This is a genomic window from Clostridium sp. UMB9555A, from assembly GCF_030222355.1.
GTDB classification, from domain to species: domain Bacteria; phylum Bacillota; class Clostridia; order Clostridiales; family Clostridiaceae; genus Sarcina; species Sarcina perfringens.
The window spans coordinates 1-15641 of sequence record NZ_JASORQ010000013.1 but is presented as its reverse complement, the minus strand read 5'-3'; the positions used below and the strand labels follow the sequence as shown (position 1 = coordinate 15641).

The 15641-nt window shown below is 25.5% G+C and carries 13 protein-coding genes and 3 pseudogenes; 4 read left to right on the top strand and 12 right to left on the bottom strand.

The window, feature by feature from the left end; genetic code table 11:
• Positions 1 to 34: 34 nt before the first annotated feature.
• From QP548_RS16045 to QP548_RS16035, 3 genes and pseudogenes are all read right to left on the bottom strand, one after another.
• Positions 35 to 248 (bottom strand): annotated as a pseudogene (locus tag QP548_RS16045) (recombinase family protein); the annotation flags it as partial.
• A 959-nt stretch (positions 249 to 1207) separates the two neighbouring features.
• Positions 1208 to 1636: a hypothetical protein gene (locus QP548_RS16040; RefSeq protein WP_061416192.1), complete on the bottom strand. Its 429-nt coding sequence runs from the start codon at positions 1634 to 1636 to the stop codon at positions 1208 to 1210.
• A 259-nt stretch (positions 1637 to 1895) separates the two neighbouring features.
• A complete protein-coding gene (locus QP548_RS16035; RefSeq protein ID WP_061429514.1) occupies positions 1896 to 2675 on the bottom strand; it encodes a hypothetical protein in 780 nt (259 codons plus the stop codon).
• A 438-nt stretch (positions 2676 to 3113) separates the two neighbouring features.
• Here QP548_RS16035 and netE point away from each other — a divergent pair, with 438 nt between their 5' ends.
• Positions 3114 to 4082 (top strand): beta-channel forming toxin NetE, encoded by a 969-nt coding sequence (gene netE / locus QP548_RS16030; RefSeq protein WP_061416196.1) that lies wholly within the window; start codon positions 3114 to 3116, stop codon positions 4080 to 4082.
• 285 nt (positions 4083 to 4367) lie between these two features.
• On the opposite strand, the pseudogene QP548_RS16025 reads toward netE, so the two are convergent.
• Positions 4368 to 4681, bottom strand: a pseudogene (locus QP548_RS16025) (hypothetical protein).
• A 104-nt stretch (positions 4682 to 4785) separates the two neighbouring features.
• Here QP548_RS16025 and QP548_RS16020 point away from each other — a divergent pair.
• From QP548_RS16020 to QP548_RS16010, 3 genes are all read left to right on the top strand, one after another.
• The gene (locus QP548_RS16020; RefSeq protein ID WP_061429513.1) at positions 4786 to 5091 is read left to right on the top strand and encodes a helix-turn-helix domain-containing protein; all 306 of its coding nucleotides are present in this window, start codon (positions 4786 to 4788) and stop codon (positions 5089 to 5091) included.
• The gene (locus tag QP548_RS16015) at positions 5088 to 5732 is read left to right on the top strand and encodes an IS3 family transposase (protein ID WP_075808025.1); all 645 of its coding nucleotides are present in this window, start codon (positions 5088 to 5090) and stop codon (positions 5730 to 5732) included. Before QP548_RS16020 ends, QP548_RS16015 begins: the two co-directional genes overlap by 4 nt.
• Positions 5733 to 6501: 769 nt before the next feature.
• Positions 6502 to 7677 carry a leucine-rich repeat domain-containing protein gene (locus QP548_RS16010; RefSeq protein WP_075808026.1) on the top strand — a complete coding sequence of 392 codons (1176 nt, stop codon included), beginning with the start codon at positions 6502 to 6504 and terminating at the stop codon, positions 7675 to 7677.
• A gap of 1085 nt (positions 7678 to 8762) precedes the next feature.
• Here QP548_RS16010 and QP548_RS16000 read toward each other — a convergent pair.
• The 8 genes and pseudogenes from QP548_RS16000 to QP548_RS15965 form a co-directional block, all read right to left on the bottom strand.
• A complete protein-coding gene (locus tag QP548_RS16000) occupies positions 8763 to 8954 on the bottom strand; it encodes a hypothetical protein (RefSeq protein ID WP_236907372.1) in 192 nt (63 codons plus the stop codon).
• Between the two features lie 553 nt (positions 8955 to 9507).
• A complete protein-coding gene (locus QP548_RS15995) occupies positions 9508 to 10914 on the bottom strand; it encodes an amidoligase family protein (protein ID WP_061429512.1) in 1407 nt (468 codons plus the stop codon).
• Between the two features lie 100 nt (positions 10915 to 11014).
• Positions 11015 to 11917, bottom strand: a complete 903-nt coding sequence (locus QP548_RS15990; protein ID WP_236907380.1) for a DUF4417 domain-containing protein — start codon at positions 11915 to 11917, stop codon at positions 11015 to 11017.
• 116 nt (positions 11918 to 12033) lie between these two features.
• On the bottom strand, positions 12034 to 12207 hold the full coding sequence (locus QP548_RS15985) for a hypothetical protein (protein WP_003453337.1): 174 nt from the start codon (positions 12205 to 12207) through the stop codon (positions 12034 to 12036).
• 17 nt (positions 12208 to 12224) lie between these two features.
• Positions 12225 to 13216, bottom strand: a pseudogene (gene dcm / locus QP548_RS15980) (DNA (cytosine-5-)-methyltransferase).
• Between the two features lie 41 nt (positions 13217 to 13257).
• Positions 13258 to 13563, bottom strand: coding sequence for a hypothetical protein (locus QP548_RS15975; RefSeq protein ID WP_003453226.1), 306 nt, complete (start codon positions 13561 to 13563; stop codon positions 13258 to 13260).
• Positions 13564 to 14589: 1026 nt separating this feature from the next.
• On the bottom strand, positions 14590 to 15348 hold the full coding sequence (locus tag QP548_RS15970; RefSeq protein ID WP_061429511.1) for a hypothetical protein: 759 nt from the start codon (positions 15346 to 15348) through the stop codon (positions 14590 to 14592).
• Positions 15349 to 15356: 8 nt separating this feature from the next.
• A partial coding sequence (locus QP548_RS15965) for a metal-dependent hydrolase (protein WP_284905653.1) occupies positions 15357 to 15641 on the bottom strand: 285 nt, incomplete at its 5' end.

Genomic DNA, 15641 nt, shown 5'->3' with positions numbered 1-15641 from the left:
GTTTTATTAGAAATTATTTTTAACCATTTTTAATTTATATTTTTTCGCTTTCATATTTTTTTATTAGATTGTAAAAAGAGTTTTTCTTTAAATTCATTAGTTTCATAGCCTTTACACCGATGATTTCTTTAGATTTCCACTTATCATATATTTCTTTAACACTATCTGGATATTCTATTCTTGGCCTACCTAAATGTTTCCCTTTAGCCTTGCATTACAATACCTTCAGCTTGTCTTTGCCTGCATTTATAAACCGTATTTTTAATAAGTATATCAATAAAAAAATATTTAATATAAATTACCAGTTTGGTTAGAAGCTTGACTAATTCTGTAAGTAACATTGTAAACATTAACTGAAATTAACAACTTTTTTAATTTTTATTATAGTGACCATAACTTAAAATCTTTTTTAGTTTAATTTCTATATCTTCTAATTCTCTTGAAGTTATAGAAATGTTATCAGAATAATTTTTAAAAGTTTCAATTTTATTTTTTAATGAACAATAAGGATATAACCAATCTTGTATAGTTATATAGGCTTTTAAGTTAAGCTTAGCAGTACAACAAGATCTATGTTGTCCATCAACGAATGAGTAATGAAAACATTGTTTATAAAAATGTAGATACACATTAGACTGTATATTAGTTAGGAACTATAATGGAATAGCTTATTCAATAGGAATGTTTATATTAATTTTAAAAACAAGTCCTAGATAGTATTGAGAGTGTTAAATAATCTTAGTAAACTACTGAAATGATATAATTAATTATCAGATTTCAGACTATATCTTATACCGAAAAAGAATTAATAAGCAATTTGCAAAAAATTCTGAAGTAAATATTGAAGGCAAAAAGGAAAGTTACTAAAATAAAAACGGTTTTACTACAGATGAAACTTTACTTAAAATATTTTACCTTGCAACAATATCTATATAAATGGGTTTAATCTATTAGGGGATAAGCTTAAATATTAAAAAAACTTTCAATTTTTTCGACGAATGTCTTGACGACCATTTATACTAAAAATTTAAATATACTGATTTTAATTTTTGTACAATTTATATTCAATATAATTAAATAAAAAGAAAATTAAGGTTTAAATAAAATATTATTTAAACCTTAATAATTTTTAATATATATTTTTAGATGTGTTACACAAAATTATTGATATTTTCTAAATTACAGAAATAAATAAAATCTATTAATATTAATTTTCAATAATTATTACAGGTGATATACTAAGTCTTATATAAGTTGGATCATCTTTAGATACAATATAAATTTTTTGGCCTCCTCTTAAGTAACCATTTGTTATTTCTTTACGACTTTCAAAATCATAAACTTTAACCCTATCTGAATTGAAGCTAAATCCAAAGTCTCCAGTACCTTTAACAGTTAATCCACTTGATACCCAGTTATAGTCAGCATTTTGCGAAAAAATAGGTTTATTTCCACGTTCATCTTCTAAAGTTACACCTCCTATGCAACCATTAGTATAATCATAATTATCCCAATTTGTTACATATACTCTTCCATTTTGATGTACATAACTTGATGCATAAGCAACATTTGTAATACTACCTAAACTTACAGCAGCCAATAAAACGGTTCCTAAAACTTTACTTTTAAAATTCATAAATTCTCCTCCTTAATTAGTATCTGTTAAATTAATAATTTTATTTTTAATTATTATATATAAAACTATTTTTATCAAAATTATTTATGCATTTCATATAAATAACAAAACTATAACGCATTTTATTACTATATGTATTACAGAAAACTATCGATTTTGAGATAGTCTAAATTATAAATTTAAATGGTGTAATCTTTATAACTTAGCTAATAAAATCTTTTATATTAACTTACTAACTTATAGTTTGAAAAATATTATTTTATTTTTTTGTTATTTTACCACTTGAATCTACATATATCTTATCTGGACCATATGGGCCAGATGTTCCATCACTATTCTTATTTGCTCCATAAATTGTTTGTGAAACAGATCCATCTGCTCCATAAGAAACATAAACAACAAATGGTTTATTTTTATCATAGATAACATAAGCATAATTCTTTCTTTCGTTTCTAATACTATCTTTATTTTCACTAAGAATATATGAGCCGTCTTTATTAATATATATCTTCTCTGGACCATATGGGCCATATGTTCCATCTTTATTTTCTTTTACTTCGTAAACTGCTTGTGAAACAGATCCATTTGCTCCATAAGAAACATAAACAACTAATGGTTTATTTTCGTCATAGATTAAATAAGCATAATTTTTTCTTTCTTTTTTCACAGGATTTTGATTTTTATTTTCACTTTCACTATAATAAGTTCCATCTTCTCTTATAAATATTTTCTCTGGACCATATGGACCATATGTTCCATCATTATTCTTATTTGCTCCATAAATTGTTTGTGAAACAGATCCATCTGCTCCATAAGAAACATAAACAACAAATGGTTTATTTTTATCATAGATAACATAAGCATAATTCTTTCTCACTTTTTTAATAGTATCATGTAACGATAATGATACTAAATTAACTTTTTCATTACTATTTGCAATTAATTTATTGTTTGATACTTGTGATGCAAATGCATTAGTTGTTGTTAAACCATTTACTAAAACTACACAACTTAATAGTCTTAAAATTTTTCTTTTCATTGTTAATCCCCCTTTTATTTATTAATAAAATATATTTAAGACTGAAAAAACAATTAAAATTTATACTTTTATAATACTACTTTGAAAACGTTTTTCAATAGATTTTACATAACTGGTCAAAATTCGTGTAAAACTGGGATAAATGCTTGTAAATTTTATAATAATGTATAATATTTAATTTATTATTATAGAAATTAATTAAAATATAGAATAATTAGAAAATATTTTAAATTAAGTGAAATATATAATGAGGCATCAGATAAGCTAGGTCTTGATTTAATGTTTCTAAACTAAAGATTTCAATAAAACCTCCCAGTTATGCAAGAATTTTAACCAGTTATACCGATTGTATTGAAAAAAATTAATAAAAATGTGATTATATAATAAACAAGTTAAATTAACTTAGTAATTTAATAACATTTCAAAGGGGGAATTTTTTTGAAAAGATTAAAAATTATGTCTACTAGTTTAGCTCTTGCAAGTATTGTTAGTACAAGTATTTTTTCAACACAAACTCAAGTGTTTGCAAGTGAATTAGGCAATACTAAGAAAATAGAGCTGAAAAATCAAAATGGAGAAATAATAAAAGAAGATGGAAAGGAAGCTATTAAATACACTTCTATTGATACTTCTTCATGTAAAGGGTTAAAAGCAACATTAAGTGGAACTTTTGTTGAAGATCAATATTCTGATAAGAAAACTGCTTTACTAAATTTAGATGGGTTTATACCTTCAGGTAAGAAAGTATCTGGTTCTACATATTATGGAAAGATGAAGTGGCCTGAAGTTTATAGAATTAGTATAGAAAGCGCTGATACAGCTAATAAAGTAAAAATAGCAAATTCTATACCTAAAAATACTATAGATAAAAAGGAGGTATCTAATTCAATTGGATATTCAATTGGAGGAAATATATCTGTTGAAGGTAAAAGTGGTAGTGCAGGAATAAATGCTTCATACAGTGTACAAAATACTATAAGCTATGAACAACCTGATTTTAGAACAATCCAAAGAAAAGATGAAGAAAAGTTAGCTTCATGGGATATAAAATTTGTTGAAACTAAAGATGGTTATAATCTGGATTCATATCATGGTATTTATGGGAATCAATTATTTATGAAATCAAGATTATATAATAATGGTTATGAAAACTTTACTGATGATAGAGATCTCTCAACTTTAATTTCAGGTGGCTTTTCACCTAATATGGCAGTAGCTTTAACAGCGCCAAAAGATGCTAAAGAATCTATGATAACAGTTACATATAAAAGATTTGACGATGAGTATACTTTGAATTGGGAAACTACTCAATGGAGGGGATCAAATAAACGTTCAACTGCATGTGAATATACTGAATTTATGTTTAAAATTAATTGGGAAAACCATACAATTGAACGTTTTCTATAATATAATAAATTAAATATGATAAACATTTTTATGACTTAATTATATCAATATAAAGTTAAAATGCTAATATTCATGATACCTAATTAAATTTAATTCAGAGAATATTGACTATATTATACTATTTGAAGATTCTTGAATCTATCTAGATATCCAGTTATTTATTAACTTGCTTTATTAATTTTCATATTTAAAGTATAATATTATTAACTATACGTTTCTTGTTTTTTGCCTTTATATATACAAACACTAAAAAATAAAGTTACTTACTTTAAGTAACTTTATTTTTTATTCAAGTGAATTTCTATATAAAATTTCATTATCATTAATATTTATCAATAACTTTAACTTATTATAAGTTTGATTATAAAACTTATAATCTTTAGTATATTTTATTGTTTCATAAAAGCTCAACTCAAAAATATTATCAACTATTGAGTAATAAAAATCTGAACTTACCACTCCAAAAAATATTTTATACTTTCTTTTAATGATAATTTTTGAACTTGTTCTAAATCACATCTTTCATCAGTATACTAGCAATTTTTATCATTCCATTGTAGAAAATTCAATATCTTTTTTCTTATTAAATCATCACTCATTATATAAAAATAAAAAAGAAAGTATCTAAAATGAACTGAATTTCTTCCTTTAAAGTAGACTGGATAAAAAAACTGTTAAAATCTACTTTAAAGGGAGTGTTTTTATGTCTAGAAAAAATAGAAATTATTCAATTGAAATAAAATTAAAGGCTGTAAAAATGTATTTAGAAGAAGGTTTATCAAGTTCACAAATAGCTAAATTACTTGATTTAACTAGCAAAAATAGAGTGCTTTTATGGTCAAAACGTTATGAAGAGTTTGGTGTTGAGAGACTTAATGAAAGACGTGAAAGCGTCAAAAGTCCACTTCGTGAAAGACCGAAGAAAAACTTTGATAGTATAGAAGAAGTGGAAAAGTTAAGAGTAGAAAATGAATATCTAAAAAAGCTGTTAGAATATAGAAATATTTGATAAATGTAAGAGATAAGTTTTTTATAATTAGGGAGTTAAGTTGCAAATATACCTTAAAATTGCTTTGCAATATATCCTCGGTATCTAGAAGTGGTTATTATAAATGGCTAAATAATGGAAAGAAAGATAGTAGTTATTCAGAACTAGAGAATAAAATACTAGAGAAATGTGCTACAGATATTACATATCTGTTTTACGGAGACTACAAGAAAAAGTCTTATTTATCAGCTATTAAAGATTTATTTAACAATGAAATTGTTGCATATAAGGTCAGTAAACATCTAGATTTATCTTTTGTTTTAGAAACAGTAAATATTGCGGTTAAACGAAATAAGAATAGCATTAATGGACTTATTTTACATAGTGATCAAGGAACTCATTATACTTCTAAATCTTATCAGGCATTATTATTAAAACATGGAATAATACAAAGTATGTCAAGACGATGTAATTGCCTTGATAATGCTTGTATAGAGAACTTTTTTTGGTATTTAAAGAGTGAACTTATATATCAGAATAGTTACCAAACATTCGAAGAATTAACCGACTCTATAGACGAGTATATTCATTGGTATAATACTGAAAGATTTCAGTGTAAACTAAATAACCGCACACCTATTGAATTTAGATGTGCGGATTAGAAACTAAGCACTTTTTTTATATTTTATTTTTAATTATTATGCGTTTGATAAAGTACTTTTAGTAAAACTCTTAATTAAATTACCTTATAAAGCTTAAGATTTCATAAATACTAGTAATAGTTTAAATTAACTGAATAAGTTAATTTAAGCCTACTTTTCCTGATAATTTTTTTAAAGTTAGTTATAAATTTAAATATATATGATTATTAAAATTAGAAGATATTAACTAAGTCAAAATAAAAATAAATTATAGCTATATAAAGTTATTAAAGAGATAGCTAATTATGATTAAGTATTAAGATTAGCTAATTCAATAATGGAAGGTACTGTTACATCATTTTTTTATAGTTGAAAAAAATTAGAAAACAATATCTATTTTAAATTATATTTCAAGTGAAGAGTTGAAATATAATTTTTAAAATTAATTATAACTTAACTTCTAATATAATATCTTTAATTACAGAATATATACATAAGTTAGAGAAACATACTTTTAATTATAACAATAAAAACTTAATTATAGTTAAATTTTATAATAATATATTATTAGATTATCAATTTAATCGTATAAAAATTTAGTTTATTAATAAACTAAAAATTATACGATTAAATTAATTCAATTCCACTTATGTATTAATTTTGACCAACAATGCAAATACTATTGAATTTTTTTGTAAATAAGTAATAATAAATATAATAAATTACTATATTTTGACTTAAAACAGGAAGCATATTAAATAATAATGTTTTTTGAAAGGAGATTTTAAGAATGAAAAGAAAAAAATTATGTTTACTAATGACAACAACTACACTTTTTTTTAATATTGTAAGCCCTAATTTAGTGTTTGCTAATGAAAATACTATTATGAAAAATAGTATGGATACCTTTATCAATGAAAATGATTCAGATATTGTCAATATACCTGATAAAAATTTAAAAAGAGTTTTAAATAAATATTTAAAACAAGAAGAAAGCTCTGATATATCTGTAGGTCAATTAAGAGCAATAGAAAATTTAACTACTGGAGCTGAAAATATATCAAATATTTCTGGGTTAGAATATTGTACAAACTTAAAATTTTTAAATATATCTAATCATAGGGAGGCTGATAAAAATAAATATAATGATATTAAAGATATCTCTGTATTAAAAAATTTAAAAAAATTAGAAGTTCTAAATATGGAAAATAATAAAATCAGTGATCTGACCCCTATAAGTAACTTAGAAAACTTAATTCAAATAGATGCTAGTGGAAATAATATTAATAATATTTCTGAAATTTCTAAATTGAAAAATTTAACAAAACTTTTCTTATATGATAATAATATAACTGATATATCTGCTATAAAAAACTTAAAAAATTTAAAAATTTTAAGCTTATCTAATAATTGTATAAGTACTTTAGCACCACTTAAAGATTTAAAACAATTACAAAGTTTAGATGCATCAAATAATAGAATAACTGATTTAGAACCTTTAAAAGATTTATATAAGTTATCTGTTTTAACCTTAAATAATAATGAAATTGAGTCACTAATGCCACTAAAAAATTGTTCAAAAATATTTAGTTTAGAGCTTAAAAATAATAGAATTAAAGACATTTCTCCTTTGAAAGAACTAAATAACTTGTTCTTAATTTACTTAAATGGAAATATGATATCTAATATTTCAACATTGTTAGATAAGTCTGTAAAGGCATATATAGGAAATCAAACTATATCAGTTAAAAACTTAAAATCTAATAATTCATTAAAGATAGATATACCTGTAGACCAGAAATTTCCTGTAAAAATAAATAATATAACTAATAATGGCGTTTTTAAAAATAATTCAATAGAATGGAAAGATTACTCTAAAAATGATGAATTATTATTTGAATTTAAACAAGATATTAATGATGATGAAAGATTAATTTTATATAACGGAACAGTAATTATAAAATAAAACTTTTATGTATATTCACTTTAAAACAATCGAAAAAAGCTGATGAAATTAGAAAAACATCTTTGAATATAGAATTTAATTATAAAAGATAGGGGATGACAAAATTCTTATTATGCTATAATATGTGAATTAACTATTTATTAAAACTAGATTACATAATACAGCAGGAATAATTTAACTAATGATAAAGATTTATATACATTAATTTCTGTAGAAGTTTTTCCTAATGTAGTAGTTGCTCTTAAAGTACCAAAAGATATTGAAAATTTAACTTTTAGATTATATTATAATAAATATACAGACATATACTTATTAAAATGGAACATTTCAAAATGGAGGGATAAAACTTTTTTATCAACTTCAGATTCAATTTGAGCTTTACATTACTATAAAATATATCGGAAAAATAATCCTATAAGTAAATTTTAATATATTTAGGTAAAGAGTATTCTAATTTTAGGTTAAGTTTATTGCTTTTTGCCTTTATATATACGAACACTAAAAATAAAGTTACTTACTTTTAAGTAACTTTATTTTTTTATTTAAGTAAATTTCTATATAAATTTTCATTAGGATTATTATTTAGCAAGAATTTCAACTTATTATAAGTTTTATTATAGAACTTATAGTCTTTAGCATATTGTATTGTTTCATAAAAGCTTAACTCAAAGAAATTATCAGCTATTGAATAATAAAACTTTGAATTTATTACTGCAAAAAATATTTTATACTTTCTTCCAATGATAATTTTTGAACTTCCTCCAAGTCATATAGTTCATCATTATAATATTCGTTTTTATCATTCCATTGTAAAAAGGTGAGTATCTTTGTTCTTATTAAATCATCCAAGGATTATCACTTCCTATGTATTGATACTATATTATTTTTTGAGTTATATTGTATTTTTTGAAGTAAAAATCTTCTTCACCATCTAAAATAAAATCTAAATTTTTTTCAATTTTCACAATCCACTTTGGTGATGAATTAGTTTTAATAAATGTTATATATCCTATTTTATTTAAATGATTTACACAGTCATTAACTACACTAGGAACATGGTTTGATGTTTTATTATCATAAAAATTTTAATACACATAGCTGACTAAAACCCTGGAACTTATCTTATTACTAGGACAGAAATTGTCAGTTGGAGAACATTGTTTATAAATTAAAAAATAGGTTCTAACAGCCATTTCTGTAAACATACCAGTAGGATTTTTTCTTTGGTTTAAAAAGTATTCCTTTTTATCTTTAATCTTTTCTTTTGACAATCTCATATAATCACTTTCCTAAAATATTATGGGTATTATAATAAAAAGAAATGTGAAAAGCTATATTTATGATATAAAAACTTTTAAAAGCTATACCTTAATTATAACTTTAAACTTAATAAATAAACAATATATTACTATTTATTTTTCTTGAAATTTAAGTTAAAATATTTAAAAGACTTTATTTATGTATAAGTGCCTAAGTTAAACAAAGAAAGTCCTACTTATTTTAAGTAGGACTTTCTTTATTTTCTTAAATTACGTAAGTAAAAATGGCTATTTACATAGTAAAAGCTTAAAATTATTATACTATAAATTTAGTCTATTATGTTAAGAAATTTTAAAAATAAGAAAACGTTTAATTTTTTCTTTATTTATAATAATAAAAAATTTATAATTATAATATATTCATTTTGTATCACAATAAAAGTCATTGAAAGAGCTCTACTTAGATTTACTAAGTAGAGCTCTTTCGTTATCTTAGTTTAATTTAAAAAGGGAAATGATTATTTATTGTAATGCTTGTAAATATTATAATATTATTTTCTATAAAAGTATATTAGCTCCATTCATTTTTCTTAAAAACATTTAGTATTGCATTTTTATCTTTTCTACGTGGAAATGTTAAGTCTAAGAACTCCATCATTTTCTTTTTAGTTTGTGCTCCACCTAGTCTTGAAGTATTCTTTAGGATATTTCCTCTCTTTTTGAAAATTTCATCTTCAGTATCTCTAAATCTTGCTTTTTCTGCAGCATTTATTATACCTGCAGCCATTTTTATATTAGCCTGGATTTGCTTTTCGTTTAATGAACCGTTAAAATGTCTAAATTCAACTGTAGGGGCTCTATCTCTTGCTATATTAGTTAAGTTGATACCATAATACCTATTTCCTTCAGAAATTTCTGCTGCCATTCTTCTTACATCTTCATCATTATCCATGTTGAATCTGATATATTTACTTTCATCGGTCCTAGGACTAAATGGAGTGGCATAATGTCTAGCATTGCTTCTTACTCTTCCTAAATCTCCACCTGCAGCTCTATAAATACAATCCTCATATACTTCTATAGTTTTAAAAAATCTTCTCCATCTTTGTCTTGCAGTATCTAGTTTTTCCATGTTTATATGAACATGGCCACCACACCTTTGGTCAACTCTCGCCCCATGTCTTTTAGCAACATCACATATTACTTTTATTTGTTCCCAAGTCTCTGGAGTATCTTTAAGAATAGGAGAAACTATTTCTCCGCCGGCATCTCCATCGGATACGGAACCATCTCTCTCGAGTTTCCACTTACCTGGCTCACTTCTTGAATGATAACTTAATCTTCTAGGAGAGCTTACTATCCCCAGCTCATAAAGTTCTCTTGCTATAGCATTAGCATCACCACCAACAAACTCAAGTTCAACTCCAAATGTACTATTGTTTCCGTTTAGTACGTTTTCGTACTCATATTCTATAGAATCATCATTAATTTCTGCAAAATCGTTATCGAAATCAACTTCATTGTCTATATAAAAGTGATTATCGTCTTGTTCTTCTCCACGAATATTTCTATTTATTTCATCCCTTATATCTCTAGCTCTTCTAGTAGCTTCTACATTGTTTATAGTATCTACTTCTGCAACTTCGCCTAAAGCTTCTCTGCCCGCTATTAAGTGTCTGCAGCATTCATTTCTATAAACATATTGACCACATTCACAGCTATTTTCATTCATATCAACAATGTAAGTTCCACCTTCAGTTGAACTTACTTCATATCGATTATTACCTAATGAAACTATATTTATATCTTCAATTCTGTTTCTGGTCCTAGATAACCCTTGAACAGTTACAATATTATCTAGTCTACCATTAACAGCATTAACTAAATCTTCTATTATTCCTTCAGAAAGATTAGATCCTGAGCCACCAATTAATCCTTCCGTTGTATTTGCAATAGTATTACTTCTTCTTTTCGGCATAAAAATCACCTCTTTCATAAAATAAAAAGAAGTACAGCCATTGCTATACTTCTTATATGTGCAAGAACTGTACTAATTAAAAAAGTTTCATAAATTAGGGCTATTTATTATACTTCTCATACAATTTATTGTACTTATTAGTATAAAATTCTAGATTATTTTTGAAAATATCATCTTTAGAAATAGATTTATCTAGTTGTTTTTTATCTTTTACAGATACCCCATTTCTACTATTAACCCAAGCAGCTTGATGCATAAAAGATATTTTTCTATTTTTACTTATTTTAAGGATTTCCTCAATTCTTTGGACTGAGGAAATACCCGCAACCACTATTTCTACATTTAAAGGTATTTTAAAATTTAAAATTTTAAATCCTAGCAAGTAATGTTTCCATGAGTTACTTGCTTTAAGTTTAGTATCTACATTCATGAAACTAAAAGCTATAGTTTTAATATTATTGGCCTTGATTTCTTTTATCCAAAAGTTTAAATCTTCTTTTGAGTACCAAGATATATCCGGAATAGCCGGAAGGCCCTCACGTATCATTTCATTATAAGCAGTTTTAGAACGTTGAATATTATATATATGTTCCAGGCGTGAAGCATCTTCATAGACAGAAAAATTAGGAGCTATTATTCCTAAAAAGTCCTGGTGTTTTAATTCCTTATAAATAGATTTTCGATTATCCCAAAAGCCTTCTAAGGTTCTATCCTTTATATAAAATTCTAATATTCCGGATAAATCTTCTTTTAAATTTAATGCAGCTTTGAATCCTGGATTATATGCTCCCGTTATTTTGCTTCCAGCAGCATTTAAAAAGAACTCTCCATGAACAGCAATTATATTTTTATTGGCCTTAAAATTGAAATTTTCTTTGATTTTATCAGGCATTACAGGAATATAAATGGGTAAATCTAAAGATTTATTCTCCATTAATGGTTCCTTTACTATAGTATTTTTTACTAAAGTAAAAGAACCGAATTTATTAGGACAAACAACCATTCAACGCTTTCTTTTTTCACCACATTTACAAAAAGAAACATCACACATGGAACATCCATTACACATCTTTTCTTTTTTCATAACACAGCTATTACAATCTCTGCCACATAAACTAATCATAAATTAATTTCTGAACCTAACTTACTTAAAGATTTAGATGTGTTTAATATAATTTTATTCAACATTTCTTTATCTGAAGAAGATAAACTATTCTTATCTTCTATTAACAATTTAGCTTGTCTATTTATAATACGAGTTTCTTTTAGAAATTCTAATAATATTTCACTCATATTCTCACCTCGTTTAACTAATATAATATTCCTTTCAGGCTTTCAATTATACTTTCTGCTACCTGGATTATAATACTTTCCCAGCCATCTTATACATTTGCGTATCTGTACAATCTTTCCAGTTATAAAACTGTTCTTCAAGAGCTTTTCTAACTAGCCAGTAATCTTCAGATGTGAATCCGACTAAACGCCAACATTCTAATGGAGTAAGTTTTCTAACCTTACATTGAATAATCTTAGGAATACTATCAGATCCAGTTACAAGGGTTGGGCTAGCTCCTAGCTCTGAGAAAACCCTTCTATTCATTTGTAACATATGTGGATTTTTAATTGTTCCAACTCTCATTAATCCGAATTTACTAGGCTCTTTATCCTTGCAAACTCTTTTATTAACTTTATTTAAAAAGCTTTTTAAATAAGAATTATCTTTACAATAGTATTTTTCATCTACAAAATTTTCTGTAATGCTCTCTAGTATAACTAGATTATCGTTTCCTTCTTTAAACTTAAAGCTCCCGTTGTCTATATCTTTCCTGATGCTGACTATGAATACTCTTTCTCTAGAATGTGCCGAATTATAGTTAATTCCACTTAGTATTTTCCAGTAAGAGTTATAGCCTAACCTATCTAATTCATTAATTAAATTATGAAAATCAGAAATAAACATTTTACTTACTAAATTTCTAACATTTTCGGCTATTGCTACCTTAGGTCTAGCTTCTTCTATAATCCTTATTGCTTCAAATAGCAGCCCGGATTTTGTTTCACCTTTAATTATTCCCTTACAGCTTCCAGCTAGGCTTATATCGGTGCATGGGAAGCCATAAGTTACAAGATCTATATCTTTAAAATGTGTTCCATCAACCCAATTAACATCCCATAAATTCTTAGTTTCAGATAACCTAAAAAGTTTACTATAGGCATAACTTGCATACCTATCCTTTTCACAATAATTAACTATCTCATGTTCAATATTTTTATTCTCAATAGCTCTTTCAAAAGCTCCTATTCAACTAAATAAACTTAATACCTTCATAAACTCTTCCTCCTTTATAATTCTTCTGAAAAGTATTTACAATTAACCTTTTTAAAATAAGTCCCTCGCTTATTAATGCGTAGACAATAATAAAATCTTTTATCAAAAACAACTTTATTCTTCTTAACTTGAATTACCTTTGGATTACGTACGTAATATATACAATCCTTACAAGGCTTTCTACTTTCTTTTCTCTTTGGAATAAAGTTAGTACATTTTGTTGCTACTTCAGGATCTTCTATCTTTATCTTAAAATACATACAATTGAATTCTTTATATTTATTAAAATTCTTACAGAAGATACAATTAAGATTTTTCATAATAAACCTCCATATCATTAAATACGAAATACTCGTAACTGAGTATAGATTAATAAACAAAACAAAAATAAAATTATAAATAATAAATAAGGGAACCTTAGGTTCCCTCTGCCTACGGCATTCACCTTCCTAAAAGGAAATAAAAAATAAATTTTTTATTGACTATCTTCTTAATCTATGATTAGATCCCGAGTACCCTCAAAATGTACATAGTTATCCTGTCCAATTTAATAAAAAAGAACAGGATAACTATGTCACCGAATTAAGATCCCTATGCAGAGCCTCGCCACATTAACCTATGGTCCCGGTAACAACACATTAGTGATTAGTATTTCACCCAATCCGTACATCAAAACAGGAATTGTACCCCTACCTGTCCAGTATTTCTACTGCTCTGTACGTTCCTTTCGTTGCAGCTTATTTTTAAGCTGCAGGTACTCCACGTAACCGCTGAATTTTGTCATATAGCTCTTATAGAACTACTTAGACTAAACATCTTCATCAGAGTTTCAATAAGACTTACGTTATACCCTCATATATGTGTAATATGAGAATAGCCGGATCAACTTTCTTCCTTGGCTCAATCAAACCCTTGTTAGCTTTCGCTAAGATTAGTTTATAGTGTATCTGCTCACTCCGGTAAATATTTACGTTATCACAACGGCTTTACCATGTTCCTATTTAAGTTATAGGCAACTGTATAGATTTGTAGTCTATACTCTAAAAAAGCATATAAAAAAGCCCAAACTCAAATTCCTTGAGCTTGGACTTTAGAACTCGCTTAAATTGCACAACAAATAAACATAGTAAAAATCAAAATTTTTAAACCATGAAAAATTTATATATGTAATTTAAACGAGTATATAACTTATTATTAATTTCTTATAGTATTTTTATCTTTTTCCTTGAGTAAATTAATTATACAATATTTCCTAAAATTAGACAATATATTACCAAAATTTTTTATAAAAATAACGATGATAAATTTATATTATCATCGTTATTTTATAATCTACAATTAAAAAGTTAATTTTCTGAACTCCATAAAACTTTATAATTATTATCAGGATATACTTGTTTTAATATTTCCTCTAATGATTTTGAATAATCTGACAAAAATTCATTTTTGAATAATGAACCTACTGCAATTCTTGAATAATATAAATCATGTTCATTTTTAAATTTTAATCTGTCATGTAAAGTAAAAAATTTATTTTTATTTGCAGTAGTTTTACATGAAAAAATAAACTCTACACTAATACCATCTGAGTCATCTTTTTTATTGAATGCTAAAACTTTTTCTAATTTTAAATCAGAATATTTATTACCTTTAGCATTACTCTCTGCCTTTTTTTTAACTTCAGCATATAATTTTTCCCATTGCTCTTTAGAAATCTGATTTATATCTGTTAACTTATCTGGTAGACCTTCTATAGTTACTTCAGTTGGTTCAAATTTAAATTCTACATTAAAGTCTCTTTTATATAGCTCTTTGTTGTATTCTAAGTGTAATTTAACTTTATCTCCATTCTTTAAATCGGTTTTATCTCCTACTAAAGTTATTTTATAGTCTCCTTTTAGCATATCAGGAGTAAGTCCCTTTAACTTAGGAATATCTTGTAGCTTTCCTAAATCTAAACTACTTTCATAGATTTTGGCTGAACCATTAAATTCTCCATATCGTACATCTATGCAGTTGCTTATATCTAGCTTTTCAGCTCCGCAACTTACGAAAGCAAATAAACTTAAACATATTAGACCTAAAAATACTAATTTCTTCTTCATATTACCTCCTATATTGAAAATAAGTTTATTAAATGAAATTTTTGTATTTCTAGCATTAATATTACAATGCTTATTCCTAGTATAACATATTCTTTTAGGCCACCGGTTCTATATTTTAGAATACCTAAAGGCATTTTAATATCTTTATTATAGAAAGGCAAAAACCACTTTATTCCGCTTTCTGAGAAGGTATCCCCTACTAAGTGAAGTAAATATCCTAAAGCGATAGATTTTATAAATAGTGATTTTAAGAATATGCCTAAAATAAATATTAAGATTACAGGAGTTATTGA

What these genes read in the sequence shown, in the direction of transcription:
- QP548_RS16040 (WP_061416192.1), bottom strand. Translation starts at nt 1,636, where the DNA reads ATGAATTTTAAAAGTAAAGTTTTAGGAACCGTTTTATTGGCTGCTGTA.
- QP548_RS16035 (WP_061429514.1), bottom strand. Translation starts at nt 2,675, where the DNA reads ATGAAAAGAAAAATTTTAAGACTATTAAGTTGTGTAGTTTTAGTAAAT.
- QP548_RS16020 (WP_061429513.1), top strand. Translation starts at nt 4,786, where the DNA reads ATGTCTAGAAAAAATAGAAATTATTCAATTGAAATAAAATTAAAGGCT.
- QP548_RS16010 (WP_075808026.1), top strand. Translation starts at nt 6,502, where the DNA reads ATGAAAAGAAAAAAATTATGTTTACTAATGACAACAACTACACTTTTT.
- QP548_RS16000 (WP_236907372.1), bottom strand. Translation starts at nt 8,954, where the DNA reads ATGAGATTGTCAAAAGAAAAGATTAAAGATAAAAAGGAATACTTTTTA.
- QP548_RS15995 (WP_061429512.1), bottom strand. Translation starts at nt 10,914, where the DNA reads ATGCCGAAAAGAAGAAGTAATACTATTGCAAATACAACGGAAGGATTA.
- QP548_RS15990 (WP_236907380.1), bottom strand. Translation starts at nt 11,917, where the DNA reads ATGGTTGTTTGTCCTAATAAATTCGGTTCTTTTACTTTAGTAAAAAAT.
- QP548_RS15985 (WP_003453337.1), bottom strand. Translation starts at nt 12,207, where the DNA reads ATGAGTGAAATATTATTAGAATTTCTAAAAGAAACTCGTATTATAAAT.
- QP548_RS15975 (WP_003453226.1), bottom strand. Translation starts at nt 13,563, where the DNA reads ATGAAAAATCTTAATTGTATCTTCTGTAAGAATTTTAATAAATATAAA.
- QP548_RS15970 (WP_061429511.1), bottom strand. Translation starts at nt 15,348, where the DNA reads ATGAAGAAGAAATTAGTATTTTTAGGTCTAATATGTTTAAGTTTATTT.